The organism is Aeromicrobium sp. P5_D10 (genome assembly GCF_054049535.1).
In genome coordinates this window covers 191,322-217,157 of the sequence record NZ_JBFUME010000005.1, presented here as the reverse complement: position 1 = coordinate 217,157, position 25,836 = coordinate 191,322, and the positions used below count along the sequence as shown (strand labels likewise).

At 66.5% G+C, this 25,836-nt stretch carries 23 protein-coding genes; 14 read left to right on the top strand and 9 right to left on the bottom strand.

Annotation, left to right across the window (positions count from 1 at the left end; all coding sequences use genetic code 11):
* Nucleotides 1-25: 25 nt before the first annotated feature.
* Nucleotides 26-382: a DUF488 family protein, N3 subclade gene (locus tag ACXJKC_RS11440; protein WP_456696842.1), complete on the bottom strand. Its 357-nt coding sequence runs from the start codon at nucleotides 380-382 to the stop codon at nucleotides 26-28.
* A complete protein-coding gene (gene mftR / locus ACXJKC_RS11435; protein WP_456696841.1) occupies nucleotides 315-905 on the bottom strand; it encodes a mycofactocin system transcriptional regulator in 591 nt (196 codons plus the stop codon). Before mftR ends, ACXJKC_RS11440 begins: the two co-directional genes overlap by 68 nt.
* 118 nt (nucleotides 906-1,023) lie before the next feature.
* Here mftR and mftA point away from each other — a divergent pair, with 118 nt between their 5' ends.
* From mftA to ACXJKC_RS11400, 7 genes are read left to right on the top strand one after another with little or no spacing between them, the layout of a single operon-like run.
* The gene (gene mftA, locus ACXJKC_RS11430) at nucleotides 1,024-1,131 is read left to right on the top strand and encodes a mycofactocin precursor MftA (RefSeq protein ID WP_456696840.1); all 108 of its coding nucleotides are present in this window, start codon (nucleotides 1,024-1,026) and stop codon (nucleotides 1,129-1,131) included.
* A 6-nt stretch (nucleotides 1,132-1,137) separates the two neighbouring features.
* Nucleotides 1,138-1,425: a mycofactocin biosynthesis chaperone MftB gene (mftB, locus tag ACXJKC_RS11425; RefSeq protein WP_456696839.1), complete on the top strand. Its 288-nt coding sequence runs from the start codon at nucleotides 1,138-1,140 to the stop codon at nucleotides 1,423-1,425.
* Complete coding sequence (gene mftC / locus ACXJKC_RS11420; RefSeq protein WP_456696838.1) at nucleotides 1,422-2,660, top strand: mycofactocin radical SAM maturase; 1,239 nt, start codon at nucleotides 1,422-1,424, stop codon at nucleotides 2,658-2,660. The genes mftB and mftC overlap by 4 nt, the downstream gene beginning before the upstream one ends.
* A 20-nt stretch (nucleotides 2,661-2,680) precedes the next feature.
* Nucleotides 2,681-3,898, top strand: a complete 1,218-nt coding sequence (mftD, locus tag ACXJKC_RS11415; RefSeq protein WP_456696837.1) for a pre-mycofactocin synthase MftD — start codon at nucleotides 2,681-2,683, stop codon at nucleotides 3,896-3,898.
* Nucleotides 3,895-4,617: a mycofactocin biosynthesis peptidyl-dipeptidase MftE gene (gene mftE / locus ACXJKC_RS11410; RefSeq protein ID WP_456696836.1), complete on the top strand. Its 723-nt coding sequence runs from the start codon at nucleotides 3,895-3,897 to the stop codon at nucleotides 4,615-4,617. Before mftD ends, mftE begins: the two co-directional genes overlap by 4 nt.
* A gap of 10 nt (nucleotides 4,618-4,627) precedes the next feature.
* Nucleotides 4,628-5,971 carry a mycofactocin biosynthesis glycosyltransferase MftF gene (gene mftF, locus ACXJKC_RS11405; protein ID WP_456696835.1) on the top strand — a complete coding sequence of 448 codons (1,344 nt, stop codon included), beginning with the start codon at nucleotides 4,628-4,630 and terminating at the stop codon, nucleotides 5,969-5,971.
* Entirely contained in the window at nucleotides 5,920-7,497 is a 1,578-nt protein-coding gene (locus tag ACXJKC_RS11400) for a GMC family oxidoreductase (protein WP_456696834.1), read from the top strand. The genes mftF and ACXJKC_RS11400 overlap by 52 nt, the downstream gene beginning before the upstream one ends.
* Here the strand turns inward: ACXJKC_RS11400 and ACXJKC_RS11395 are convergent.
* Both ACXJKC_RS11395 and ACXJKC_RS11390 read right to left on the bottom strand, forming a co-directional pair.
* The gene (locus tag ACXJKC_RS11395) at nucleotides 7,494-8,741 is read right to left on the bottom strand and encodes an acyl-CoA dehydrogenase family protein (protein WP_456696833.1); all 1,248 of its coding nucleotides are present in this window, start codon (nucleotides 8,739-8,741) and stop codon (nucleotides 7,494-7,496) included. The two genes, ACXJKC_RS11400 and ACXJKC_RS11395, sit on opposite strands and share 4 nt — an antisense overlap.
* Nucleotides 8,742-8,748: 7 nt before the next feature.
* Nucleotides 8,749-9,774: a phosphotransferase family protein gene (locus ACXJKC_RS11390; protein WP_456696832.1), complete on the bottom strand. Its 1,026-nt coding sequence runs from the start codon at nucleotides 9,772-9,774 to the stop codon at nucleotides 8,749-8,751.
* Between the two features lie 103 nt (nucleotides 9,775-9,877).
* Between ACXJKC_RS11390 and ACXJKC_RS11385 the strand changes: the two genes are divergently transcribed.
* The 5 genes from ACXJKC_RS11385 to cofC all read left to right on the top strand — a co-directional run bounded on the left by ACXJKC_RS11385 (nucleotide 9,878) and on the right by cofC (nucleotide 15,834).
* Entirely contained in the window at nucleotides 9,878-10,732 is an 855-nt protein-coding gene (locus ACXJKC_RS11385; protein WP_456696831.1) for a TetR family transcriptional regulator, read from the top strand.
* Nucleotides 10,733-10,768: 36 nt separating this feature from the next.
* A complete protein-coding gene (locus ACXJKC_RS11380) occupies nucleotides 10,769-11,770 on the top strand; it encodes a TIGR03557 family F420-dependent LLM class oxidoreductase (RefSeq protein WP_456696830.1) in 1,002 nt (333 codons plus the stop codon).
* 220 nt (nucleotides 11,771-11,990) lie between these two features.
* On the top strand, nucleotides 11,991-12,662 hold the full coding sequence (gene npdG, locus ACXJKC_RS11375; RefSeq protein ID WP_456696829.1) for an NADPH-dependent F420 reductase: 672 nt from the start codon (nucleotides 11,991-11,993) through the stop codon (nucleotides 12,660-12,662).
* On the top strand, nucleotides 12,659-15,178 hold the full coding sequence (locus ACXJKC_RS11370) for a bifunctional FO biosynthesis protein CofGH (RefSeq protein ID WP_456696828.1): 2,520 nt from the start codon (nucleotides 12,659-12,661) through the stop codon (nucleotides 15,176-15,178). The genes npdG and ACXJKC_RS11370 overlap by 4 nt, the downstream gene beginning before the upstream one ends.
* Nucleotides 15,175-15,834: a 2-phospho-L-lactate guanylyltransferase gene (cofC, locus tag ACXJKC_RS11365; RefSeq protein ID WP_456696827.1), complete on the top strand. Its 660-nt coding sequence runs from the start codon at nucleotides 15,175-15,177 to the stop codon at nucleotides 15,832-15,834. The genes ACXJKC_RS11370 and cofC overlap by 4 nt, the downstream gene beginning before the upstream one ends.
* Nucleotides 15,835-15,927: 93 nt before the next feature.
* Here the strand turns inward: cofC and alr are convergent, their stop codons facing one another.
* Complete coding sequence (gene alr, locus ACXJKC_RS11360; protein ID WP_456696826.1) at nucleotides 15,928-17,097, bottom strand: alanine racemase; 1,170 nt, start codon at nucleotides 17,095-17,097, stop codon at nucleotides 15,928-15,930.
* A 161-nt stretch (nucleotides 17,098-17,258) separates the two neighbouring features.
* On the opposite strand from alr, the gene ACXJKC_RS11355 reads away from it, so the two are divergent.
* Complete coding sequence (locus ACXJKC_RS11355; RefSeq protein WP_456696825.1) at nucleotides 17,259-18,821, top strand: PucR family transcriptional regulator; 1,563 nt, start codon at nucleotides 17,259-17,261, stop codon at nucleotides 18,819-18,821.
* Here the strand turns inward: ACXJKC_RS11355 and ACXJKC_RS11350 are convergent.
* Both ACXJKC_RS11350 and ACXJKC_RS11345 read right to left on the bottom strand, forming a co-directional pair.
* Nucleotides 18,814-19,203, bottom strand: a complete 390-nt coding sequence (locus ACXJKC_RS11350; RefSeq protein WP_456696824.1) for a Rid family detoxifying hydrolase — start codon at nucleotides 19,201-19,203, stop codon at nucleotides 18,814-18,816. The genes ACXJKC_RS11355 and ACXJKC_RS11350 overlap by 8 nt on opposite strands.
* A gap of 42 nt (nucleotides 19,204-19,245) precedes the next feature.
* Nucleotides 19,246-20,490 (bottom strand): NAD(P)/FAD-dependent oxidoreductase, encoded by a 1,245-nt coding sequence (locus ACXJKC_RS11345; protein ID WP_456696823.1) that lies wholly within the window; start codon nucleotides 20,488-20,490, stop codon nucleotides 19,246-19,248.
* 220 nt (nucleotides 20,491-20,710) lie between these two features.
* Here ACXJKC_RS11345 and ACXJKC_RS11340 point away from each other — a divergent pair, with 220 nt between their 5' ends.
* Entirely contained in the window at nucleotides 20,711-23,155 is a 2,445-nt protein-coding gene (locus ACXJKC_RS11340) for an AAA family ATPase (RefSeq protein WP_456696822.1), read from the top strand.
* Between the two features lie 39 nt (nucleotides 23,156-23,194).
* Here the strand turns inward: ACXJKC_RS11340 and ilvA are convergent, their stop codons facing one another.
* Entirely contained in the window at nucleotides 23,195-24,466 is a 1,272-nt protein-coding gene (gene ilvA, locus ACXJKC_RS11335) for a threonine ammonia-lyase IlvA (RefSeq protein ID WP_456696821.1), read from the bottom strand.
* Between the two features lie 43 nt (nucleotides 24,467-24,509).
* Nucleotides 24,510-25,823 carry an aminotransferase class V-fold PLP-dependent enzyme gene (locus ACXJKC_RS11330; protein ID WP_456696820.1) on the bottom strand — a complete coding sequence of 438 codons (1,314 nt, stop codon included), beginning with the start codon at nucleotides 25,821-25,823 and terminating at the stop codon, nucleotides 24,510-24,512.
* Nucleotides 25,824-25,836: the final 13 nt, after the last annotated feature.

Below are 25,836 nucleotides of genomic sequence, written 5' to 3'. Positions count from 1 at the left end.
CCTGCATCATGTGACTCGTGGTCAATCATGCGCCTGTTCGGCCGTTGTCGCTGGTCAGCAGACGCGCCAGCACCGGGAGATGGCTGTGTTCGACCTCGCGCGATGCCGTCACCAGGCAGACCGGCGTCTGTTCGAGCTGCTGGGCGATCTCGGTCAGCGCGGCTGCTGCCGGCTCCTCGGCCAGTTCTTGTTCATAGCGCGCCACGAACTGATCGAACCGCTCCGGGCGGTGTCCGTACCACCGTCGGAGTTCGTGGGACGGCGCGACCTGGGGACGCGGATCTGGTCGTAGACCCGTCCGATCGATACGTCCGTCATGGCGCCAGATAGTCCCGCAGCGCCGCCATCGACTTGTCGAGGAGGGGCAGCAACGCCGCTGCATCGTCGTGCAGCCACTGTTCGTACGCCGAGATGGCCAATGCGAGGCTCACGTGACCAGCCACCCGCGGCACGATGTCATCGGGCCGGGTGTCGAGCCGAGCCGCGACGTAGTTCGAGATGACGCCGCGCCACTCGGCGTACTGGTGAACCGAATGCGCCTGGAGCGCCGGGGTCGTCAGGATCAGCGACATGCGCTGGCGGTGCAGCTGCAATGTCGCGCTGTCGAAATCGTTGAAAGCCAGGACGCCTCGATGCACGGCATCGGCCAAGGGGATGTCGGTCGGCATGGCAGCCAGGATTCCGCGGAAGGCGTCGAGGCTCGCGGCGAACTCCCCCCAGGGGATGTCGTTCTTGGAGTCGTAGTAACGAAACAGGGTGCGACGGCCGACGCCGACCTTGGCCGCGATCGCCTCCAAAGTCGTCCCCTCGAAGCCTCGCTCGGCGAACAACTCGAAGGCCGCGCGCTCGATCTCACTGTGGGAGGTGGCGACGGGGCGACCGGGTGAGGCAAGTGGGGAGGCCATGAGCAAAGAATCCTAGCAACCAGGGGATCGATCTTCTCCTTTTATTGGGCGAAGTCTTTCTTTTTGGCCATGAGTGCCATTATTGTGAGTGCTACATCACTATCCGGAGGAGACCGCGATGACCGACCTGAACCCCGCCGCTGAAACCGAAACCGACGAAGCCCCCGTGTCCGCTGAGTCGCTGATCGAAGAAGTTTCGATCGACGGCATGTGCGGCGTCTACTGAGTCGACATGACAGACATGCTCGACGAAGCCTGGGATCTGTCTCCTGCCGTTGCCTTGCGACCTGAACCTTTCGGGGCGATGGCCTATCACTTCGGCAACCGCAAACTCACGTTCCTCAAGCGCAACGAGCTTGTCGCCGTCGTCCGCGGTCTCTCAAGCCATTGCGACGTCCGCGGTGCGCTTGAGTCCGCGGGCATTCGTGAACTCGACTGGCCTGGCTATGTCGCCGCGCTAGAGGGCCTCGCCGCTACCGACATGATCCGCCCCCGCATCGCGAAAGAGGCTGTCGCATGACGATCCTGGAGACCCGACCGGTCATCGACCGGCCGAAGAACGCCTCCCTCATCGAGCAGTTCGAGCTCGGCCTCGACGCGCCGATCTGCCTGACCTGGGAGCTGACGTATGCCTGCAACCTGGAGTGCGCGCACTGCCTGTCGTCCTCGGGTCGCCGTGACCCCCGCGAGCTGACGACCGAGCAGTGCAAGGCCGTCATCGACGAGCTGCAGCGGATGCAGGTCTTCTACGTCAACATCGGCGGCGGTGAACCGACGATTCGGCCCGACTTCTGGGAACTGCTCGACTACGCCGTCGCACACGATGTCGGTGTCAAGTTCTCGACCAACGGAGTGCGACTCAACCCCGAACGAGCCCGGTTCCTGGCGAGCACCGACTACGTCGACGTGCAGATCTCGCTCGACGGTGCGACTGCTGAGGTCAATGACTACGTGCGCGGTCCCGGTTCGTACGACACCGCGATCACGGCCTTGAAAAACCTTCAGGACGCCGGATTCAAGGACGCCAAGATCTCGGTCGTCTGTACCCGGCAGAACATCGGCCAGCTCGACGAGTTCAAGGCCATCGCCGACCAGTACGGTGCGACGCTGCGCCTGACCCGGCTGCGTCCCTCGGGCCGCGGCGCCGACGTCTGGGACGAGCTGCACCCGCTGCCCGAGCAGCAGAAGACTCTGTACGACTGGCTCGTCGCGCATGGCGAGAACGTGCTGACCGGTGACTCGTTCTTCCACCTCGCAGGCCTCGGCGACACTGCACTTCCGGGCCTCAACCTGTGCGGTGCCGGACGGGTCGTGTGCCTGATCGACCCGATCGGCGACGTGTACGCGTGCCCGTTCGCCATCCACGACAACTTCCTGGCCGGCAACATCTTGGCCGATGGCGGATTCGAGACCGTGTGGCAGCGCTCCGAGCTCTTCACCGAGCTTCGGTCACCCCAGACGTCGGGCGCGTGCACTTCGTGCCAGTTCTTCGACGCGTGCCGCGGCGGCTGCATGGCCGCCAAGTTCTTCACCGGCCTGCCGATGGACGGACCAGATCCCGAGTGCGTGCAGGGCTACGGCGAGGCCGCGCTGGCAGCCGGCGACCGGGTCATTCCAGCGCAGAGCCAGGACCACTCCAAGAAGAACCCCACCCGCAATCAACCGGTCATGTTGACGCTCAGCCGACGCAGTGACCTCGAAGCACCACCGGTCTCTGCCTGTGCGGAGAACCCCCTGGCCGGCTTTCTTCCCTGAAATCGAATTGAGAACACCTGATGTCTAAGTGGAACCCCTGGGCGACGAATCCCTGGTTCGAATCGGTCGCCGTGGCGCAACGACGTGCCAAGAAGCGGCTGCCTGCCCCGGTGTACGGGGCACTGGTCGCCGGATCTGAACGCGGTCAGTCGATGGCCGACAACGAGGCCGCCTTCATGGAACTGGGCTTCGCGCCCCATGTCGCGGGTCATTCGGCCAAGCGTGAGATGGCCACGACGGTCATGGGCCAAGACATCTCGTTGCCGGTCATCATGTCGCCGACCGGCGTGCAGGCTGTCCACCCCGACGGTGAGGTCGCGGTCGCCCGGGCGGCGGCTGCGCGCGGCACGGTCATCGGGCTCAGCAACTTCGCGAGCCGCTCGGTCGAGGACGTCGTCGCGGCCAATCCCGCGACGTTCTTCCAGATGTACTGGACCGGTGACCGTGACGTCATGATCCAGCGCATGCAGCGTGCGCACGACGCAGGTGCGGTGGGTCTGATCGCGACGCTCGACTGGTCGTTCTCGATGGGTCGCGACTGGGGCAGCCCCGAGATCCCGGAGAAGGTCGACTTCAAGACCGCGGTCAAGTTCGCCCCGCGGGTCATCACCAAACCGCGTTGGCTCGCCTCGTTCGCCCGCGACCTGCCCGACCTGACCGCGCCCAATCTGGCCGCGCCGGGGGAGACGAAGGGGCCGACGTTCTTCGGGGCCTACTACGAATGGATGACGACTCCGCCGCCGTCTTGGGACGACGTGTCGTGGATGCGCGAGCAGTGGACGCAGATCTCCGGCGGCCGTCCCTTCATGCTCAAGGGAGTCTGCCGAGTCGATGACGCGCTGCGGGCGGTCGATCTCGGCATCTCGGCGATCTCGGTGTCGAATCACGGCGGCAACAACCTCGACAGCACGCCGGCACCGATCCGGATGCTCCAGCCGATCAACAGCGCGGTGGGTGGACAGATCGAGGTTGTCCTCGACGGCGGCATCCGTCGCGGATCCGACGTCGTCAAAGCCGTCGCGCTGGGTGCGCGGGCCGTCATGATCGGTCGGGCCTACTTGTGGGGGCTTGCCGCCAACGGTCAGACCGGTGTCGAGAACGTCCTCGACATCCTGCGGGGCGGCATCGATTCGGCACTTCTCGGCATGGGCGTCTCGTCGATCGACGAGTTGACGCCCGAGCACCTGGTGATTCCCGACGGATTCACCCGTGCCCTCGGAGTACCGGCGAAGCCATGAACGCTCCGCTCGCGGATCAGACCTGGCCGGAGGTGGGTGCCGATCGGCTGGTCCTCGTGCCGATCGGGTCGATCGAGCAGCATGGACCGCATCTGCCGCTCGACACCGACTCGGCGATCGCCGTGGCGGTCGCGAATGCGGTGGCCACAGCGCTCGAAGGGACAGTGATCGGCAGGGAAGTTCTCGTCGCGCCGGTGGTCTCCTATGGCTCCAGCGGTGAACACCAAGCGTTCGCGGGCACGAGTTCGATCGGCACAGACGTGCTGCAACAGTTCGTGATCGAGCTGGTCCGGTCGATGTCGACGTGGGCCGGACGGATCGTGTTCATCAACGCTCACGGCGGCAATATCGCGGCGATCTCGAAGGCCGTCTTCCAGATGACCACCGAGCAGCATGATGTCGGCTGGGTGCCGTGCGCGACCGAGGAGGTCGATCTCCACGCAGGGCTCACCGAGACCTCGCTGATGCTGCACCTGCGGCCGGAGTCCGTGCGGGCCGACCGGGCCGAGGCGGGGGACACCCGGCCTTTGGCGGAGATCCTCCCGCAGCTCATGTCTGGTGGAGTCGCTGCCGTGTCTGCCAACGGCGTCCTCGGTGACCCGACCGGCGCGACCGCCGAGCAAGGCATCCGCATACTGGAGACCATGGTCGACGACATCGTGCGGCGTATCGAGCTGGGCACGCCGGACTCCCGCGGAATGCTGCGAGTTGCTGCCTGACGGATTTGTCGTGCGCTTGCACGACGACGTCGAACTCGGCCCGATCTTCGTTGCCGGGACGAGGGTCATGAAGCTGGCTCCGGGCGTCGAGAGTTTGTTCGTCGAGCGGTCCGTCACAGTGACGTCCCCGACGACTGCGACGCTTGCTGACCGGTTGTTGGATCTCGATCTCGCCGATCCGGTTCTCGGCGATGTTGCTGTCGATCCCGTGACGATTGTGATCCCGGTGCGCGACAACCCCGGCGGCGTCGACCGGCTGTTGCACCTGCTGGCTTCGCAATTGCCGTGCATTGTCGTGGACGACGCTTCGGCCGACGCGGCTGAAGTTGGAAGAACTGTCGCTCGTCATGGTGCGATGCTCGTGCGACTCGATCACAATGTGGGCCCGGCAGCTGCCCGCGATGCGGGTCTGCGGAGGGTCGAGACCCCTGTGGTTGCCTTCATCGACTCCGATGTCGAGGTGACGACGGCAGCGCTGGCGATGCTGCGGCGGCATTTCGCCGACCCGAGACTTGCCGCGGTCGCGCCTCGCGTCCGAACTCGCACGGGTAGCCGATGGTTCGAACGGTATGAGGCATCCTGCGGATCCCTGGATCTCGGGCCGCGGCCGACGACGGTCAGGCCTTGGTCGCCGGTGACGTACGTTCCGAGCGCCTGCCTGGTCGCTCGGGTCGATGCTCTGGGCAATGGCTTCGAGCCGAGTCTGCGCAGCGGCGAGGACGTCGACCTGATCTGGCGGCTTCAGAGCGAGGGGCACCGCGTCCGCTACGCCGCCGAGGTCAGCGCCCAGCATGACTCCCGATCCACGCTCGGCGGTTGGCTGGGGCGCAAGGTGTTCTACGGGACCAGTGCCGCACTGTTGGAACAGCGGCACGGTGATCGCGTCGCGCCAGCCGTCATGACCCGGCCCGTCGCAGTGGCTGCGGCAGGGGTGTTGGTGCAGCGGCGCTGGTCGCAGGCCATCGCGGTGCTGGCCACCGGCGTATTCGTGCGGGACACCACAGCGAGTTTGATCGGGCTGCCACGGACACAACAGGCATCGGTCGTGACGGCAACGGGCCGAGCCATGGTTGGGCAGACGTCGGCCTTGATGCTGCGCCACTGGTGGCCGGTGTCTTTGGTCATGGCGGTGCTCTCGCGACGTTATCGCCGGGCACTGGCAGTCGCTGCGATTGCCGACGGGCTACTGGCGCACCGAGCTTCTGACGTGCAACTCGACCCAGCGCGATTCACGCTTGCCCGCCGAGCGGCCGACATCGCCTACGGGCTGGGTGTGTGGCAGGGCGCAGCGCGGCAGGGTTCGTGGCGCTGTCTCGCGCCGCGTTGGGTCTCGTCTTCTCGGGGCCGTTCATGACCTACGACTACATCGTCGTGGGCGCAGGGGCTGCCGGCTGCGTGCTCGCCGGCCGGCTCGCTGCCGAACCGGGCGTCACGGTGCTGTTGGTGGAGCACGGAGGTGCCTGGCGCAATCCGCTGCTCGCGGTCCCACGGGCGTTCTACTTCACGCTGCGGTCGAAGAAGTACACGCACCGCTACGAAACCCTGCCCGTCGGGGGCGGTGCGACGGAGGTCTGGACCCGCGGTCGCGGCGTTGGCGGGTCGACTCTCGTCAACGGCATGATGTACGTCCGGGGAGCCGCTGCCGACTTCGATGCGCTGGAGTCGGCAGGCAATCCCGGCTGGGGCGCTTCGGAGTTCGCAGCGGCCTATCGAGGTGTTGAAGAGCGCCTCGGCGTGACGATTCCCGCCGAGCGCGACGACGTCACGGACGCGCTGTTCGACGCGGCCTCCGACCGTGGACTGCGACGGGTCGCGGACTTCAACGCCGATGACGACGACCGAATCGGATTCACCCCGGCCACGATTCGCCGCGGTAGGAGAACCAGCGCCGCGGCCTTCGTCGACACGCGTAACCGGCAGCTGACGGTCATGACCGGCGCGCGAGTCGAGCGTCTCCTGCTCGACGGCAATCGGGCAGTCGGCGTCGTCGTGGAACAGAGCGGTCGTGTGGCCGAGGTGCGGGCCCGGCGCGAAGTGGTGCTCGCTGCAGGCACGATCGAGAGTCCGCTGCTGCTGGAGCGGTCCGGGATCGGACAACCCGACGTGTTGCGCGCCGCCGGGGTGAAGCCCGTCGTCGAGAGTCAGCACGTGGGCGAGCGGATCATCGAGCAGCGTGCGGTCAGTCTCCAGGTGCGGTTTCGCGACCGGATCGGGGCCACCGAACGGCTCAACACCCGGCCCAGGCAGCTCCGTGAGGGCGCACGCTATCTCGCAACCCGTCAGGGACCGATCGCCACGAGCGGCTACGACGTCGTGAGCGCATTCCGCAGCACCCCTGATGCCGTCCGGCCTGACGCTCAGGGAGTGTGGGTGCCGATGGCGCTCGACGAGACTTCGCCGGAGATGCGACTGGCGAAGTACTCCGGGCTGCTGTTCACGGGGTACGCGCTGCGGCCGACGAGCGCCAGCAGTATTCACCTGGGACCGGGTGGAGCGCCGGTCATCGCGCCCAGATTCCTTGAGCATGATGGTGAACGCCGGACCACGGGCGCGATCCTCGATCATGCCCGGAACCTGGTCGCCACCTCGCCACTTGCCGATCTCGTCGCCGGTGAGGTCTTTCCCGGGCCGTCGGTGTCGACACCTGATGAGGTCGTCGACTACGCCCGTCGCTCAGGTGGGGGCATCTATCACGCAGTCGGCTCCTGTGGGATGGGACCGGACGACCGCGACGTGGTCGACCCCCAGCTTCGTGTGCGTGGAGTCGAAAACCTACGGGTCGCCGACGCGTCCGTTCTCCCGTTCCAACTGTCGGGCAACTCCGCCGCCCCCGTGATGGCTGTCGGTTGGCTCGCCGCCGATCGAGTTTTGCGGGATTAACCCTCCAAAGCTTGGAGGGGGCTCTTGCGACGCAGCTCGTCCCTTGCGATCGAGCGGCGATGAACCGCGTCCGGTCCGTCGACGATACGCAGCACGCGCGCCCACGCGTAGAAGTACGCCAGCGGGGTGTCATCGCTGACCCCGGCGCCGCCGAAGACCTCGATCGCGCGGTCGATCACGGCCGTTGCCACGGCGGGAGCCGCGACTTTGATTCCGGCGATCTCGGTACGTGCGCCCTTCGCGCCGAACTGGTCGATCAACCAGGCGGTGCGGTAGACGTACAACCGCACCTGGTCGATCTCGATCCGCGACTTGGCGATGAGCTCCTGCACGACACCCTGATCGGCCAGCGGCTTGCCGAACGCGACCCGGTTCTTGGCCCGGTCGACCATCAGCGCGAGGGCGCGTTCGGCCATGCCGATCGCCCGCATCGCGTGGTGCACGCGGCCCGGTCCGAGGCGGGCCTGGGCGATCATGAAGCCATCGCCCTCCGAGGCCAGGATCGACGTCGCGGGAACGCGCACGTTGTCGAAGACGAGCTCGGAGTGGCCGTGCTGGTCCTGGTACCCGAAGATCGGCAGGTGCCGGACGATCTCGAGGCCGGGAGTCTCGCGTGGCACCAGCACCATCGACTGCTGGCGGTGCGGTGGGGCCGACGGTGGGGGCACCTCCCGCGAGCTCTGCGAGTGGGGGACGGTCTTGCCCATCACGATGAAGACTTTGCACCGTTCATCGGCGACACCTGTGATCCACCACTTGCGACCGTTGATGACGTAGTCGTCGCCGTCGCGCACGATCGACGTCTGGATGTTGGTCGCATCCGACGAGGCGACGTCGGGCTCGGTCATCGCGAACGCTGAGCGGATCTCGCCCGACAGGAGCGGCTCGAGCCACTGCTCGCGCTGCTCGGGCGTCGCGAACATTTCGAGGGTTTCCATATTGCCGGTGTCGGGCGCCTGGCAATTGATCGCCTCGGGCGCGATGACCGGCGACCAGCCGGAGATCTCGGCGACTGCGGCGTACTCCAGATTGGTCAACCCGCCGTACTTGTGGTGGAAGAGGTTCCAGAGTCCGCGGCGCTGTGCCGAGGCCTTGAGATCTTCCATCACGGCCGGGTGGCTGTGCGGCCCGTTCTCTAGCAGTGATGCGGCCCAGGTCTTCTCGGCGGGGATCACCTCGGACCGCATGAAGTCCCACATCTCATCGCAGGTCTGTTGTGCTTTCGCGGAGAGTTCGAATTCCATGGTCTGTTCAGCCTTTCAATAGGTCCAGTCCCGCTTGGGCGCATTCGAGCACCAGCGGGTCGAGGTTGCCGAAGTCCTGGCCGGCCATCGAGCCGGCAGCTGCCCGGGCCGAGACGCCCTGGGCGATGATCGCGAACTTGAAGTTCGCGAAGGCGAGGTAGTAGTCGATCTCGTCGAGCGTCACCCCGGTCGCCGCGGCATAGCGCTCGGCGAGGTGTCGACGCGACGGGAAGCCCGGCTGGTCTGTCACTGCGGGGATCAGGTCGTGATGATTTTGGCTGGCTTCACGCCAGTAGAACAGCATCATTCCGAGATCGGTCATCGGATCGCCGAGCGTCGACATCTCCCAGTCGAGCAGCGCGACGATACGGGTCGGATCTTCGGGGTCCAGGATGCAGTTGTCGATCTTGTAGTCACCGTGGACGATCGATGATCGTTGCGTCGCGGGCATGCGCTCGCCGAGCAGTGCCGCGAGTCGGGTCACCTCATCCACGTCGTGGGTCTTCGACTGATCCCACTGGCCACCCCATCGGCGGATCTGTCGGGCGAGGAAGCCCTCGGGGCGTCCGAAATCGGTCAGGCCCACAGCGGCAGGATCGACCGAGTGCAGGGCGACCAGCGTGTCGACCATCGTGTGCCCCAGGCCAACGCGTTCGGCTTCGGTCGTCGCGAAGTCGCCGGGCAGGGTCTCGCGGATCACGTGACCGTCGACCTTGGCCATGACGTACGACGGCACCCCGAGCAGATCGCCGTCGGGATCGAGTAGAACCACGGATGCGACCGGAACAGCTGTGTCGGCCAGGGCGCGTTGTACGCGCGCTTCGCGATTCATGTCGTGCGCGCTGGGCAGTAGGTGCCCGCTGGGAGGCCGGCGCAGCACCAGGGAGCCGGCTTCGCTCGTGATCTCGAAGGTCAGATTGGACTTGCCGCCGGCGATGAGCCGTACATCGAACGTCACCCAGCGATGGTCGCCGGTTGCCTCGACCAGGGCGGGGCCCAAGCGTTCGGGCTGCGTCAGGTCATGAAGGTTCATCTTGCTCCTACCGATCAATCGTTCAGTCTGCACAGTAGCCCATGCGACTCAAATGAAGGAAATATGTTGTCATTTCTGCCAAATGTTCAGCTAGACTGAACACATGACAGACGAGGATGTGTGGCAGAGGCGCGGAGTCGCCGGTGAGCGCATCCGGCATGTACGTCTACAGCGAGGTCTCTCGTTGCGCGAGATGGCCAGACGGCTGGGTGTCAGCGCGGGCACCATGAGCGCCATCGAGAACGGCCGTACTTCCGTGACGGTCGACCGTATGTGGGAGATCGCTGCCGCGCTCGACGTCAGCATCGCAGTGCTGATGTCCGCACCCTCGCCGGGCAACGAGCCCCCCGGGGAGGCGGCGTCCGATTGGCGAACCTTCGGGCCTCTCGACGTCGATCCGGTGCTGACCGGCGCCATCACGGCATTCGTCACGACCGGCTATCACGGCGCGTCGATGCGCACGATCGCCGATCACGCGGGTCTCAGCGCGCCGGGGGTCTACCACCACTACGCGAGTAAGCAGGAACTGCTCGTCCAGCTACTCGACCTCACGATGGACGACCTCGACCGGCGACTCGCCTCGGCGAGCGCGGAGGGGAGCGGGCCGCTGGAACGGCTCGCTCTGATCGTCGAAGCTCTGGCGTTGTTCCACACGCTGCGCGCCGACCTCGCGTTCATCGGTGCCAGTGAGATGAGGAGCGTCGAGCAGCCCGACCGCGACCGCATCGCGGCGCGGCGAACCGGCCTGCAGCGCGCGATCGATGCGGAGGTCGACGCCGCGCTGGTAGCCGGACTGGCGACCACGGCGATGCCGCGGGAGACCGGACGCGCGATCGCCACGATGTGCACGTCTCTGCCTCAGTGGTTCAGTCCGAGCGGGACGACGTCTCCGCAGGAGATCGCGAAGGAGTACGCGCAGCTGGCCCTGCGGATGGTCGGCGCATCGTCGCTAACATGAGGACGCCGGCCCGCGATGGATGAGATGGTGACGAACATGAGCGCTCGAGTCGAGGTGGGCTATGCCGCGGCCCTGGAGAAGTACGCTCCCAGCGACGCCGTCGATCTGGCAGCGTTGGCCGAAGCGCACGGATTCATCGGAACTTTGGCCACCGACCACTTCCAACCGTGGCTGCCGCGGCAGGGCCAGAGCCCGTTCGTGTGGAGCGTTCTGACCGCGCTCGGCGAGCGGACCACGACCAATTTCGGCCCGGGTATGGCGGTGCCCGGCTATCGCTACCACCCGGCGACCTTGGCGCAGGCCGCAGCGACGATCGCCTCGATGTACGAAGGCCGTCACTGGCTGGGTGTGGGTCCTGGTGAGGCGCTCAACGAGCACGTCACGGCCAACTATTGGCCCGAGGCGCCCGAGCGGATCAATGCGATGTTCGAGGCGATCGATCTGATCAAGAAGCTGTTCACGGCGTCCATCGCCGGCCGCGACAGCAAGTTCGCGGGTGCATTCCACCGGATGGAGTCGGCCCGCCTGTGGACCATGCCCGCGGTGGCGCCACCTGTCCTGGTGGCGACCAGCGGTCCGGTCACAGCTCGTCGGGCGGGAAAAGTCGCGGACGGCATCGTCACGGTCGGGACGTCGTACGACCGGGCCGCCGCGCTCATCGAACGTTTCGAGCAAGGAGTCAAGGAGTCGGGGCGTGATCCGGCCGCGATGCTGAAGGTCTTGCACCTGCGTCTCAGCTGGGCACCCACGCACGAGGAAGCCATGGCCAATGCGATCGATCAATGGCCGCTCGGAGCGATGCGGTTCCCCAAGAGCGATATCCGCAGCCCGCACGTTTTCGAACAGATAGCCCGGCAGGTGGGGCCCGAAGGCTTCGACGACAGGATGTTGATCAGCGAGGACATGCAGGCGCATCGGGCTCGCATCCAGCAGTTCGCCGACATCGGTTTCGACCGGATCTATCTGCACAATGTGGGCCTCAACCAGCGCGAGTGGATCGAGGCGTTCGGGGCCGACGTCCTGCCTGCCATCAGCTGAATCGCGGTGTGACCTGGCTCATATTCGACCCAGGTGCTACCCAAGCGTTCGGCGAGCACGTATCGTCGTCGTGGATCCATCGGACAACACATAGTTCGAAGTTCCGCCCGCTCATGGGCGATTGATCTGGTGCTCGTGACTGCACGAGCCGCATATTTCGTCGTAACCGGCTGTGCGCCGCAACGACTCGATGCCGTTCTCGATCCAGAGGAAACCAGTCATGAACCAGTCCCTTGACATCGCCGTCGTCGGCGGAACCGGCCCCCAGGGTCGCGGCCTCGCGTACCGATTCGCAGTCGCCGGACACCGAGTCGTCCTCGGTTCGCGCGATGCCGGTCGGGCCGGGGAGAAGGCCGACGAGATCAACGAGAAGCTCAGTTCGGCCGATGTGCGAGGCGCCGACAACGCGTCGGCCGCCGAGGCCGCCGACGTCGTGCTGCTCGCGGTGCCGTGGGACGGGCATGCCGATCTGGTCGCCGGTCTTGCCGATCAGCTGGCCGGCAAGATCGTCATCAGCTGCGTCAACCCGTTGGGCTTCGACGCTGACGGTCCGTACGGGCTGGTGTTGGAAGAGAGCGCGGCGCAGGAGACCCAACGCCTCGTGCCGACGGCCCGCGTCATCGGAGCTTTCCACCACGTCGCGGCGCTTTCGCTGTGGAAGACGGCCGATCCTCTGAGCCACGAAGATGTCCTGGTGTGCGGCGACGATGACGAAGCCAAAGCCGTCGTCATGTCGCTGGCAGCGTCGGTCACTGGAAAAGTCGGCATCGATGCAGGAGCCCTTCGGCTCGCCCGCCAGCTGGAACCCCTCACCGCAGTGCTGATCAGCATGAACAAGCGCTACAAGACGCGATCTGGCATTGCCATCACGGGAGTGAGCGAGCACTCATGACCGAGCGACTGGTGACAGACAGGGAGATCGCCCGTGCTGTCACCCGTGCCGAGAACGCCAAGACGGTCGATGCAGCCGAGACGCAGGCGCTGCTGTGCGCCAGGGGTGAGCAGCTCGACCGGCTGATGGCCGTGGCCGCGCGGGTCCGCGATGCGGGCCTCGAAACCGCCGCGCGACCCGGCGTGCTGACCTACAGCAAGAAGGTCTTCATCCCGTTGACTCGGCTGTGTCGCGACCGGTGTCACTACTGCACGTTCGTGACGACGCCGACGTTGCTGGCCAAAGAAGGTCAGGCGCCGTTCCTGTCGGCCGACGAGGTCAGGGCGATCGCCCGCGAGGGTGCCGCGATGGGCTGCAAGGAAGCGCTGTTCACGCTGGGTGACCGGCCCGAGGACCGCTGGCCCGAGGCCAAGGCATGGCTCGAGGAAGCCGGCTACGACTCGACTCTCGAGTACGTCCGAGCCATGAGCATCGTGGTGCTGGAGGAGACCGGCCTGCTGCCGCACCTCAATCCCGGCGTGATGAGCTGGGCCGAGATGTCGCGACTCAAGCCCGTCGCACCGTCGATGGGCATGATGCTCGAAACCACGAGTCGCCGATTGTTCGAGACCAAGGGCGAGGCGCACTACAAGTCGCCCGACAAGGATCCGGCCGTGCGACTGCGGGTTCTCGAAGATGCCGGCCGTCTCAACGTGCCGTTCACGACGGGGCTGCTGATCGGCATCGGCGAGACGATCGAGGAGCGGGCCGACTCGATCTTCCAGCTGCGCCGGATCGCGCGCGAGTACGGTTCGATCCAGGAGATCATCGTGCAGAACTTCCGGGCCAAGCCCGATACCGCGATGCGCCACACGGATGATCTCGGCCTGGAGGAGTACCTGGCTGCGATCGCGACGACCCGGATCCTGCTCGGGCCGGGCATGCGAATCCAGGCGCCGCCGAACCTCGTGGACTTGGCCGAATGCCGGGCGCTGATCGATGCCGGTGTGGACGACTTCGGGGGTATCAGCCCGCTGACGCCCGATCACGTCAATCCCGAACGGCCGTGGCCGCAGATCGACAAGCTCACGGCGCTGTGCACCGATGCCGGCTTCGAGCTGCGCGAACGGCTCACGGCCCATCCGCAATATCTCGACGTGCCCTGGCTCGACCCGCGCCTGCTGGCTCATGTCGAGGCGCTCCGTGGTCCTGACGGTCTGGCCGATCCGAACGCGATGCCGGTCGGTCTGCCGTGGCAGGAGCCTGACGGCGGATTCGATGTCACGAGGGGGCGCTCCGATCTGCACACCGCGGTCGACACCGAGGGGCGTACCGACGACCGACGCAGCGACTTCGAGGACGTCTACGGAGACTGGGGTGCTCTGCGCGACAAGGTCGCAGCCGATGCGCAACCCGAGCGGTTGAGTTCCGATGTTGCGGCGGCGCTGCGGGCGGCCGAACTGAACCCGTCCGGGCTGTCGACCGAACATGCACTGACACTGATGAGCGCCGCCGAGGGGCCCGCCCTGGACGCGGTGACGAAACTGGCCGACGACCTGCGTCGCGATGCGGTCGGCGACGAGGTCACCTACATCGTCAATCGCAATATCAACTTCACCAATATCTGTTACACCGGTTGTCGCTTCTGTGCCTTCGCACAACGCAAGACCGACGCCGACGCCTATACGTTGTCACTCGACGAGATCGCGACCCGGGCGCGTGAGGCGGTCGACGTGGGTGCCACCGAGGTCTGTGTCCAGGGCGGTATCGATCCGGAGATGCCGGGTACCGCGTACTTCGACCTCGCGCGGGCCATCAAGTCCGCCGAGCCTTCGCTCCACGTACACGCGTTCAGCCCCATGGAGATCATGAACGGGGTCGCGCGCACCGGCATGTCGATCGCCGAGTTCTTGACCGCGCTGAAGGAGTCAGGCGTCGACTCGCTTCCCGGCACCGCAGCCGAGATACTCGACGACGATGTGCGTTGGGTACTGACCAAGGGCAAGCTGCCGACGAGTCAGTGGATCGAGGTCGTGTCGACGGCGCACCGCGTGGGTCTGCCGACGACGTCGACCATGATGTACGGCCACGTCGATCACCCCGGCCATTGGGTCACGCACTTGCAGACGCTGGCGAATGTCCAGAAGGACACCGGCGGTTTCAGCGAGTTCGTGCCCTTGCCCTTCGTGCATCAGTCGTCGCCCATCTACCTGGCCGGCGTCGCCCGTCCTGGCCCGTCGGTGCGTGACAACCGGGCGGTCCATGCGCTGGCGCGGATCATGCTGCACGGATTGATCGACAACATCCAGTGCTCATGGGTCAAGCTCGGCCCCGAGCAGTGCACGCAGGTGCTCAACGGCGGTGTCAACGATCTCGGCGGCACGCTGATGGAGGAGACCATCAGCCGTATGGCCGGTTCCACCAACGGTTCCCGGAAGGAACGCGAAGAGCTCGAGGCTATGGCGGCGTTGGCCGGCCGCCCCGCTCGTCAACGTACGACGCTGTACGGCCGGGTCGAGCGCGAGGTCGTGGCATGAGTACTGAGTGCCCGAATGCCACCGCGATCGTCCCGATCAAGCCGTGGGGGCTGTCGAAATCCAGGCTCAACGTCGGCGAGGCGAGCCGTCCCGGTTTTGCCCGGGCCTTCGCGCTCGACGTGCTGGACCAGGTCGCCGACTCCTCGCGGGTCGGACAACTCGTCATCGTCACCGCCGAGCCCGAACTCGGAGCCATCGCGCGCAGACTGGGCGCGGTGTTGCTGACCGACCGGCCCATGTTGTCGCGCGACATGCTCAACGTCGCGCTCGACTCGGGTCGCCGATGGGCGATGTCACGTCGCCCGGAGGCTCCGGTCATCGTGGTTCCGGGTGATTTGGCGGCGTTGACCGCCGAGACGCTGGACGATGCGATCGACAAGTTGAGCCGCCACGACGTCGCATTCGTGCCCGATATGACCGGCCGCGGGACGACATTGGCCTGGGCGCATGAGCCCAGTCGCTTGAGGCCGTTCTACGGTCGTGACTCCGCGGCCAGACATGCCGAAGACGGCGCGCGTGAAGTCTGCGAGGTGGACCCCCGGGTGCGTCAGGACGTCGACACCAGCGTCGATCTGCGCGAAGTGCGACGTCTGGGCCTGGGCCCCCACACCTCCGCTGCCCTCACAACCCTCACCCCAACGCTCGCGAGCCACTGAGTTACCGCCCGTGAGTCACTGAGTTACCGCCCGTGAGTCAGTTAGTTACCTGACCGGCGTAACTCGGTGACTCGTCGGCGGTAATTGGGTGACTCATGGGCGTCGGGGGTGGAGGGGGACTCGGGGGCGGGCGAAGCCGGTGAACATCTCGTAGGCGCTCCGGCCGCTCCGAGCAGCCCATTGGATAGCGGTGAACTCACCGTCCTGACCGGATCCGAGGAGAGTCACCTCGTCCCCGGGCCTGATCGCGAGATCTCCGACGTCGAGCACGAGCTGGTCCATGCAGACACGTCCGGCGATCGCGACCGAGCTGCCGCGGTATCCCACCGGACTGAGCGGGCCGGCGAGGACCGGCACGCCGTCGGCATAGCCGAGTGGAACCACGGCCAAGGTGGTGTCGGCAGTCGTTTCGTACGTATGTGAGTACGAGACGCGGGCACCCTGTGGCGCATCCTTGACGTGGACGACCCGAGCCCGGATCGACATCGCCGGGTGTAGATCCCAGGACGTGTCGGTGCCGGAGACGGGGTCGACTCCGTAAACCGAGAGCCCGCAACGCACCAGTTCGAAGTGCATATCGGGCCGGCTGAGCGTCGCCGCCGAATTCGCGAGGTGGCGAAACCGCGGACGGAGTCCGGCGGCCAGGGCGATCTCCACCGCGCGGTTGAACGCTGCCAGCTGTGCGTCATTCGCGGGGTCCTCGGGCACATCCGCGCACGCCAGGTGCGACCACACGCCCACGACCTCCAGCAGCCCGTCCTGCTCGTAGCGGAGTGCCAGAGCCGTCAGCTGTGGCCACTCCTCTGCGGCGCCCCCGCGCCACATCCCGGTCTCGGCCTTCAGGTGGATCGCTGCGGTTCGACCTGTTGTGCGCGCAGCTTCGGCGATCTCGTCGAGCTGTGCGCACGAGTAGGCCGCGAGCTCGATGTCCTGGCGCAGCGCTTCGGCGTAGGGGGCACCGGGCGCGGCCAGCCATGCCAACAGTGGAGCGTCGATGCCGTTGCGACGAAGTTCGAAGGCTTCGGCGAGCACCGCGACGCCGAGTCGCCGCGCACCTGCGGCAAGCGCGGTGCGGGCGACCTGGACGGCCCCGTGCGAGTAGGCATCGGCCTTGACCACGACCATCAGTTCGGCCGGTGCGCAGTGCGCCGCGAGGACGCCGACGTTGTGGGCCACAGCGGTCAGATCGATCTCGCGCCACGCCACATCATGGCCTGGCGTCGAAGCTGTCTCCGCGGCGCCGGCTTCCTGGACGACCGTCACTGTTCCTCCTCGATTCCGGCACCATCTGGCCCGATCATCTCGCACATCGTCCTCACACGGTCTGGCCTGTGGATACAGTTTGGGCTCTCGAAGTTGTGCCAGGGGACCAACTGGGATGTCGCTGGCGACAGGGAGGGTCGAGGCGTGGCACATTGGTCAACGTGATCACCGCGGCAGACCTGGCAGCCTCCTTGGGCACTTCCGTCATGACTCTGATCCACCCGGGTGCTGAGCGACCGGTACTCGAGTTGGAGCTGGTCGAACCCGGGGACGCAGTGATTCCGGCGCACGGCGCGCTGGTATTGGCGGTCGGTACTCGCGATATCGGCGAGGCCCTCGAGATCGTCGAGCACGCCGGTGCTTCGTCGGGTCTGGTGATGCGCGGTCCGTGGGCGACTGAGGCGGCCGTGCGGGCGCGGTGCGGCGAGGCGGGTCTGCCGCTTCTGGCTGTTTCCGCAGACGTCAACTGGTCGTCGGTCGTCGACCTTCTGCGCAGCGAACTCAGTGAGGCCGCGAGCACGGAGGGCGGGCAACGCTCCGCCGATCAGGTGCACCATGACCTGTTCGAACTGGCTGACAGGTTCAGCGCGATCCTGGCAGCGCCCGTCACGATCGAAGACGCCACGTCACGAGTCTTGGCCTACTCCACGGGTCAGGACGATGTCGATGACGCACGTATGTCGACGATCGTCGGCCGCCAGGTGCCGCGTCGGGTGAGAGACCATTTTCGCGCCTTGGGGGTGTTCCGCCGGTTGGCGACGTCCGACGCACCGGTCTTCATCCCGTCAGGAGAGGACGGCGTCAAGGCCCGCTACGTCGTTCCTGTCAGGGCCGGCGGCGAATGGCTGGGATCCATCTGGGCTGTCAAGGATGTCCCGGCATCGGACGACCAGGCCAAAGAACTGCATGCCGCAACCGAAATCGTGGCACTGTGCTTGGTGCGGGTGCGAGCTCAGGGAGAGTTGAACCGTCAGATCCAACTCGACCAGATCCGATCGGTCCTGCGTGGCGCCACGACGGCTCGACCGTCCTGGCTCGATGACGGTCCCTGGCGGGTCGCGATCCTCACCGGACCGTTGAGCGATGCGGCCGCTGATGCGCGCTGCCAGTTATGGCATTCATTGACTCGTCGCCGCGGCTGGCAGCGCCCGCTGATCGCCGATATCGATGCGACCGTCTACACCGTGGTCAGGGAGACCGGGACGGGGGTCGGCAGCTGGACCTGGCTCAAACAGCTCGTGGCCGAGGCGGGAGAGCGGAATCCGACCCTGACGATCACGGCCGGCGGGCCCGTCAGCACGGTCGGTGAGTTGCACGATTCGCGTGAGACGGCCGATGAACTGGCGACTCTGGTGCCGGACGCCGGCGAGGGGCCGGTCGTCACGATCGAGTCGGCCTGGACCGCCGTTGTGCTGTCCCGTGCGGTCGCAGGACTGGCCTCGCGCCGCTTGGTCTCACCGCTCAAGGAACTGCTCGACGACGAGCGTCGCAATGGAGGAGACCTGGTCGACACCCTCGCCGCTGTGATCGACCACTGGGGTGAACCCCGGCGGGCGGCAAGCGCCCTCGACGTCCACCCCAATACGGTCCGTTATCGCCTGGCCCGGTTGGCCGAGCGGTGTCCGCTCGACCTCGCTGATCCGGCCGTCAGGCTCGCTCTGCGACTCGAGATCGCCCGGGATCGAATCAGCACTCGGCCGATCAGGACTCAGCCCATCACATAAGTGCGACGATCGCGTCGATCTCGACGCGCGCGCCGAGTGGCAAGGCCGCGACGCCGATCGTGGTGCGGGCAGGAACAGGCCGGTCCTCGAAGTGTGCGGCGTAGGCCGCATTGATCTCGCCGAACGACTCCAGGTGCGTTGTGAAGACGCCCAGGCGCAAGGCGTTGTCGAGCGAGGTGCCGGCGGTCGCGCAGATAGCCTCGAGATTGGCCAGGCTGCGATTGACCTCGGCGGTGAAGTCAGCGTTGTCGAGTTCGCCCGTCGCAGGGTTCAGCGGCAGCGAGCCCGAGCAGTAGAGCACGCCGTTGTGGACCTTGGCCTGGACGTAGGGTCCGATCGCAGCAGGTGCGTCGGGGGACGTGATGGCGGTGGGGCTGGGCATGGATTCTCTTTTCGGAGCAGGGTGGATTCAGCAGGAGGTCGTTCAACGCAAGGGGTTGAGTCCGCGCAGCTGCGCAGGGGCATTCCCGGTGGCGATCTGCTCGGCGAGCAGTTTGCCGGTCACGGGTCCGAGGGTTATGCCCCACATGCCGTGGCCGCCGGCGATGAAGACGTCGGGATCGTTCGTCCCGCCCACGAGGGGGAGACCGTCGGCGGTGCACGGGCGCGCGCCGACCCATTCGTCCTCACGCTGGTCGAGATGTGCTCCCGACAGCAGCCGGCCGGCTTCATCGACCAGCGCGCGGATGCGTCGCGGGTCGGCCGGGGCATCGACCTTGCGGAACTCCATCATCCCGGCGACGCGCAACCTGTCACCGACCGGAGTGCACGCGACCCGCTGCTGGGGGAAGTAGATCGGACCTTGGGGTTGCTGGTCGACCTTGACCGTGAAGGAGTAGCCGCGTCCTGCCTGGACGACCTTGCGGACGCCGAACCTGCGGGCCAGCGTATTGAGCCGGGCGCCGGTCGCGATCACGACAGCGTCATAGTGCTCGCTGTCGATGGTGACGCCGTTGCCTCCGGTGATGATCTCGCCGACTTCGGTGCCGGTACGGATGACACCGCCGCGGGCCTTGACTGAGTCGGCGACCGAGTGCACGTAGGCCGACGGATTGAGATAGCGCTCGTCGCGGATCCTGATCGCGGTACCGATCTCGGTCGACAACGACGGCTCCTCGCGGCGAGCCGCATCGCCGTCGATGACCTCGAAGTTGACCTGCTGCCCGCAAGCCAGGATCTGCTCGAACTCGTGCAGCAGACCTTGGCTGTCTGCCTCGGTCCGGAACGCGGCAGTGAACGGTTCAGCGATCCTGGTCGGTTCGGCGACACCACCGTGGTTCATCTCGTCGAATGCTGCCAGTGCATCGGTGTTGAGCGGGATCAGCGCCGTCATCGCCTGGTCCCAGCGCTTCGGGGTGCAATTGCGGGCGAATTGGATCAGCCAGCGCACCAGCCGTGGATCCGCTGTCGGCGGGATGTACACCGGAGATGACGGACTCAGGACGGCGCGCAGGCCGTACTTCAGCACCGACGGTTCGGGCAGCGGCACCGCCATGCTCGGCGTCAGCCAGCCGGCATTGCCCCAGCTGGATCCGGCGGCGACATCGTCGCGGTCGTAGACCGTGACGTCGATGCCCTTCTCCTGGAGGTACCACGCGGTGCTGAGACCGACCATGCCGGCACCGAGCACGGCGACGGTGCGTCGCGGGCGATCACTACTGGAAGTCATGACTCAATACTGAGCCTGTGGCCGGCGCAAGTCCCTGCACCGCCAGCACAAATTAGAGACCAAAAACTGTGCCATGCCCACCAACCGCTCGCGAGTCACTGAGTCACGTCCCGCGAGTCGCTCAGTCACATCGGGGCGCGAAGGATGTGACTCGCGGTGAGTAACTCAGTGACTCATCAGTGGTAATTGAGTGACTCGCGAGCGTTGATAGGGTTGCGCGGTGTCCACCACGGTCGAGTCGGAATTCGTTCTCACCGAGGAGTTCGAGCGGGCCCTCGCGATCCTGGAGTCCGGCGACAATCTCTTCCTGACGGGCAAGGCGGGCACCGGCAAGTCCACCCTGATCCGGCACTTTCTGGAGGACTGCGGGGACCGCCGTGTTCTGGTGGCCGCTCCGACCGGCATCGCGGCCCTCAACGTCGGCGGATACACGATCCACAGACTGTTCAGCTTCCTGGCGACGACGACGCTCGACGACGTCCGTCAGGGTGGCTACAAACCGCAACGATTCGCCAAGGCACTGCGGTCGCTGCAGACACTCATCATCGACGAGGCTTCGATGGTGCGGGCCGACCTGTTCGACATGCTGGTGGCTGCGCTGGAACGTTTCGGTCCGCGCCCCGGCACCCGTTTCGGCGGAGTGCAGATCGTGCTGGTCGGTGATCTGTTGCAGCTTCCCCCGGTCGTCACGACCGGCGAGTCAGAATACTTCTCGACCCGGTACGACACGCCCTACTTCTTCTCCGCCGACACCTTCCGGCGCGAGGACTTCCCGACCGTGGCGCTGACGACGGTGTTCCGGCAGTTGGGGGACCAGCGGTTGACCTCGATCCTGAATGCGGTGCGCGAGGGAGTGCTGCTCGAGAGCGCGCAGCACGATCTCAATGCGCGCACCGACCCAGACTTCGTGCCGCCCGACGATGAGTTCTGGCTGACTCTCGCGCCGACCAACGCGATCGTCACGGCCCGCAATCGGCAGCGACTCGAACGGCTGGACGGGCAGGAGGTCACCCACTTCGCCGAACGGCTGGGCGATCTGAGCCTGTTCGACGCGGCCGCCGACGACAAACTGACGTTCAAAGTCGGCGCGCAGATCATGATGTTGAGCAATGACCAGTCCGAACGATGGGTCAACGGCACACTCGGACGGATCATCGCGATCACCCACCGTGAGACCGGACTGGTCGCCACAGTCGAGTTCCGCGACGGATCGGTCGCCGATGTCGGAGCCCACACCTGGGAGGCGACCCGCCCGGTCGTCGAAGGCGGGGCGCTGCGGCATGAGGTCATCGGCTCGTACGCGCAGCTGCCGTTCAAGCTGGCCTGGGCCATCACGATCCACAAGAGCCAGGGACAGACGCTCGACCGATTGGTCGTCGATCTGAGTGGCGGTGCATTCGACTTCGGTCAGGTCTACGTGGCACTCAGCCGGTGCACGTCGATGGACGGACTCGTGCTGACCCGTCCGGTACGGCCCAAGGATCTGCGCACCGACCGTCGGATCCTGCGGTTCCTGCGCGACGGGGGACCAGGCGGCGAGGTGCGGCGGCACTGCGCGATCGGGATGGTGACCGTCGGCGATGAGGGACGCTTGTCGCGACCTCGGCCGGTCGAGATCGCCGTCGCATTCGACGACGGAGCCTCCATCAGTACTCTGATCAACCCGCAACGGGATCTGGCCGGAGCCCGCGAGGCCTACGGGATCGCGGTCGACGATGTGTTGTTGGCACCGACGTTGGCCGAGGCCTGGACAGTTCTCGGGCCCGTGCTCGAAGGGACCACGCCGGTCGGCGTATCGACCGATCACGCGCTGGGATTGATCGATTTCGAGTTCAAACGGCTCGGCCGCGTCATGCCGTTGCCGATGGGTATCGATGTCCGGCCGCAGGATCTGCTGGCCGACGAGCGGCAGGGAATGCTGGCCGCCAGCGCTCTCGAGCGCGCGCACGCCGCCCTGGCCGCGCATACCCGTCTGGCGGTTCAGGACGGCGGCGCGAGTGCCTTCGCGGCGTATGACGCCACGGATGCGGGCTCGGCATACCTGCTGACCCGCGATCCCACCGCCGTCCCGCCGAGTTCGGTCCACCTGCCGGTGCTGTCGGCGTTGCTCGACATCAGCCGTGAGATCAGCTCGGTGCTCCTGTCAGGTATGAGTGCGCTTGAGGTGCGGGCGTCGATCCGTCCCGTGACGGACGGCCCGCACGAGGCAAGCCTGCGGAGCCTGGCCGCGGAACGCCTCAAGATCGTCGCCTCCCGGTCGACGGGTGTGCCGTCCGGGCTGCTCGACAGGTTCAGTGAGGTCGGGATCTTGCTGGGCATCGAGACGTCCGGGCTGCTCGACGCGTTCACGAGCCCGGCCAGCGCTATCGCCGAGGTGCTGGTGCCGGGTGCGAGGGTGTGTTTCACCGGCGAGGCGCGATCGCCTTCCGGACGGATGCTCGATCGCGAGGACATGGAAACTCTCGCTGCGGACTGCGGCCTGATTCCGGTCAAGAACGTCACCAAGACCAAGTGCGAGGCGCTCGTCGTCGCCGAAGTGGGCACCCAATCGGGCAAGGCCCGCAAGGCTGTCGACTACGGAAAACCAGTCTTTTCGGCGGAGGAGTTTTTCACCTGGGCCACCACCAGCCGACCTGACAAGATGTCGGCGTTCGTGGGTCTATAGCGCGCCGCAACGACCCAGAACCGCCGACATCTTGTGGGGTTACACCAGGTAGTGGAACAGCGCGCTGCCCGGTTCGACTCGCTCTACGCCTAGGGGACTTGCTTCCAGCCGGGCCAGTAGACCGTCCAGATCGTCCGGTTCGGCGAGTTCGACGCCGATCAGCGCCGGGCCGGTCTCCCGGTTGTTGCGCTTGACGTAGTCGAACAAGGTGATGTCGTCATCGGGGCCGAGGATCTCGTCGAGGAACCGGCGCAGCGCGCCGGGTTCCTGCGGGAAGCTCACCAGGAAGTAGTGCTTGATCCCCTTGTGGATCAGCGAACGCTCGAGGATCTCGCCGTAGCGGCTGATGTCGTTGTTGCCACCCGACACGACGCACACGACGGTGGAGTCGGGCACGATCTCGATGCCTGCGGTCAAGGCGGCGGACGCGAGCGCACCGGCCGGTTCGGCGATGATGCCGTCGGATTGGTACAGGCTCAACATCTCGGTACAGATATGTCCCTCGTCGACCGCGACCATCTCGACGCCGCTCGCCTGAACCTGGGCGAACGTGTGCTGTCCGACGATGCCGACGGCCGCGCCGTCCACGAACGGGTCGACCGTGGCAAGCGCGACCGGATGCCCGGCGGCGAGCGCCGCGGCCATCGACGGAGCGCCGGCCGGCTCGGCACCGACGATCTGACATTCGGGCCGACGCTCGCGCATCCACGCCGAGATGCCCGCGATGAGGCCTCCGCCGCCGACCGGCAGCACCAGGAGATCGGGAGTCCCGCCGAGCTGATCGATGATCTCGGGCGCGACGGTGCCTTGGCCGCAGATCGTGCGGGGATCGTCGAAGGCGGGAACCAGGATCGCCCCGGTGCCGCCGGCGTCGGTCTGGGCCGCGTGGAAGGCATCCTCGTAGCTGTCGCCGGCGACGATGACTTCGACGTTGCTGCCGCCGATCGCCGCGATCCGGTCGCGCTTTTGCCGCGGGGTGGTGCCCGGGACGTAGATACGTCCGTGCGTCCCGAGCCGGTCACAGGCCAGCGCGACGCCCTGTGCGTGGTTCCCGGCGCTCGCGCACACGACGCCGCGTTCGCGGGTTTCATCGTCCAGCTGGACGATGAAGTTGTAGGCCCCGCGGATCTTGTAGGACCTGACGGGCTGCAGATCCTCGCGCTTGAGCCACACCTGGGCGCCCGTCGCGCGCGAGAGCCGCGAATTGAACTCCAAAGGGGTTCGACTTGCCACCTGCGCGACCCGAGCCATGGAGGCGTCGATCGCATCGGCCGAGATGGTCAGATTGTCGGGTGCAGGGGCAGTAGACATAACGCTCCAAGATATCGCGGTGACCCCGAGGGCGTTTCGACGGTCAGGAACTGCACGGCGCGAGCGTCGCGGTGAACTCCAGCAGATCCAGGTGCTGCGGAACCGTCCGGTTGTCCTGGTCGACGACCCAGACTCCGTCGACCTGCACGTAACGGCCGCGGTGATCGGCCGACGTCCAGGCGTGCAGGCCCGCGATGAGGCGGTCGATGTCGTCGATGCCGGTACCGACGCCGATACTGGCGCGGACGGCCCCGTCGCCCCAGCCCAATCGATGCAGGAGCGGGTGTGCGCAGAAACGGCCGTCGCGGACCGAGACGCCGTGTTCTGCGGCCAGGAACGCGGCGAGCAACTCCGGTTCGGTGTCGCGCAGCCGGAAGGTCGCGACGCCGATGGGGGTGGCCGAGTCGGCCCATACCCGGGCGAGGTCGAGGTCGGGGATGTCCGCGAGTCCCTCGACGAGGCGGCGGTACAGGGTCTCTTCGTGTTCTCGGACGAGTGATTCGGGCAGTGAGGTCAGCTCGTCGGCCGCAGCAGCCAAAGCCACCGCCCCGAGCAGATTGGGTGTCCCGCCCTCGTGCCGTGCAGGTGCCGTGGTCCAGTCGACACTGTCGATCGTGACCTGACGTACGGCGCCGCCGCCGGCCAGATAGGGCTCGCAGGTGTCGAGCCAGTCGCGCCGACCGACCAGTGCCCCGGAGCCGAACGGCGCGTACAGCTTGTGCCCCGAGAAGGCCACGTAGTCGACACCGGAGGCTTCGAGCGAGAGCCTGCGGTGGGCCAGCAGCTGCGCGCCGTCGACGAAGACTCGACAGCCGTATCGATGGGCGAGGTCGACTATCGCGTCGAGCGGCAATGCCTCACCCGTCACATTCGAGGCGCCGGTGATCGCCAGCAGGGCGAAGCGCCGGTTGGCCAATGCGCCCTGGATCGACGCCAATGTTCCTGCCACGGTGTTCTGGGCCGCGACGATCTCGTGGCCGCCGAGGCTGCGCTGCCATGGCAGAAGGTTGGCGTGGTGCTCGACGTCGAGTGTCAGTACGCGTCCGGGAACCGCGGATGCCAGCAGATTGATCGCATCGGTCGTGTTGCGGGTGAAGATCGTGACGTCCTGCTCCCGGGCGCCGACGAACTGGCCGACGGTTCGCCGAGCCTGTTCGTAGAGCGCGGTCGAGACCTGTGAGGGGTAGCCGGAGCCGCGGTGCACGCTGGCATACCAGGGGAGAACGGCGGTGACCCGTTCGGCCACGGCGAGGAGGGCCGGGGCGCTGGCCGCGCCGTCGAGGTTGACGTTGCGAACCCGCGTGCCGTCGATGAGGGGAACTTCGACGTCGGCGCCGACGAGGGGGAGCAAGGACATGAGCAGAGCCTTT

What these genes read in the sequence shown, in the direction of transcription:
- ACXJKC_RS11385 (WP_456696831.1), top strand. Translation starts at nt 9,878, where the DNA reads ATGACAGACGAGGATGTGTGGCAGAGGCGCGGAGTCGCCGGTGAGCGC.
- mftA (WP_456696840.1), top strand. Translation starts at nt 1,024, where the DNA reads ATGACCGACCTGAACCCCGCCGCTGAAACCGAAACCGACGAAGCCCCC.
- ACXJKC_RS11345 (WP_456696823.1), bottom strand. Translation starts at nt 20,490, where the DNA reads ATGACTTCCAGTAGTGATCGCCCGCGACGCACCGTCGCCGTGCTCGGT.
- ACXJKC_RS11370 (WP_456696828.1), top strand. Translation starts at nt 12,659, where the DNA reads ATGACCGAGCGACTGGTGACAGACAGGGAGATCGCCCGTGCTGTCACC.
- ACXJKC_RS11350 (WP_456696824.1), bottom strand. Translation starts at nt 19,203, where the DNA reads ATGCCCAGCCCCACCGCCATCACGTCCCCCGACGCACCTGCTGCGATC.
- mftD (WP_456696837.1), top strand. Translation starts at nt 2,681, where the DNA reads ATGTCTAAGTGGAACCCCTGGGCGACGAATCCCTGGTTCGAATCGGTC.
- mftR (WP_456696841.1), bottom strand. Translation starts at nt 905, where the DNA reads ATGGCCTCCCCACTTGCCTCACCCGGTCGCCCCGTCGCCACCTCCCAC.
- ACXJKC_RS11395 (WP_456696833.1), bottom strand. Translation starts at nt 8,741, where the DNA reads ATGGAATTCGAACTCTCCGCGAAAGCACAACAGACCTGCGATGAGATG.
- ACXJKC_RS11440 (WP_456696842.1), bottom strand. Translation starts at nt 382, where the DNA reads ATGCAGCGGCGTTGCTGCCCCTCCTCGACAAGTCGATGGCGGCGCTGC.
- ilvA (WP_456696821.1), bottom strand. Translation starts at nt 24,466, where the DNA reads ATGTCTACTGCCCCTGCACCCGACAATCTGACCATCTCGGCCGATGCG.
- ACXJKC_RS11390 (WP_456696832.1), bottom strand. Translation starts at nt 9,774, where the DNA reads ATGAACCTTCATGACCTGACGCAGCCCGAACGCTTGGGCCCCGCCCTG.
- ACXJKC_RS11380 (WP_456696830.1), top strand. Translation starts at nt 10,769, where the DNA reads ATGAGCGCTCGAGTCGAGGTGGGCTATGCCGCGGCCCTGGAGAAGTAC.
- cofC (WP_456696827.1), top strand. Translation starts at nt 15,175, where the DNA reads ATGAGTACTGAGTGCCCGAATGCCACCGCGATCGTCCCGATCAAGCCG.
- ACXJKC_RS11330 (WP_456696820.1), bottom strand. Translation starts at nt 25,823, where the DNA reads ATGTCCTTGCTCCCCCTCGTCGGCGCCGACGTCGAAGTTCCCCTCATC.
- mftB (WP_456696839.1), top strand. Translation starts at nt 1,138, where the DNA reads ATGACAGACATGCTCGACGAAGCCTGGGATCTGTCTCCTGCCGTTGCC.
- mftC (WP_456696838.1), top strand. Translation starts at nt 1,422, where the DNA reads ATGACGATCCTGGAGACCCGACCGGTCATCGACCGGCCGAAGAACGCC.
- npdG (WP_456696829.1), top strand. Translation starts at nt 11,991, where the DNA reads ATGAACCAGTCCCTTGACATCGCCGTCGTCGGCGGAACCGGCCCCCAG.
- mftE (WP_456696836.1), top strand. Translation starts at nt 3,895, where the DNA reads ATGAACGCTCCGCTCGCGGATCAGACCTGGCCGGAGGTGGGTGCCGAT.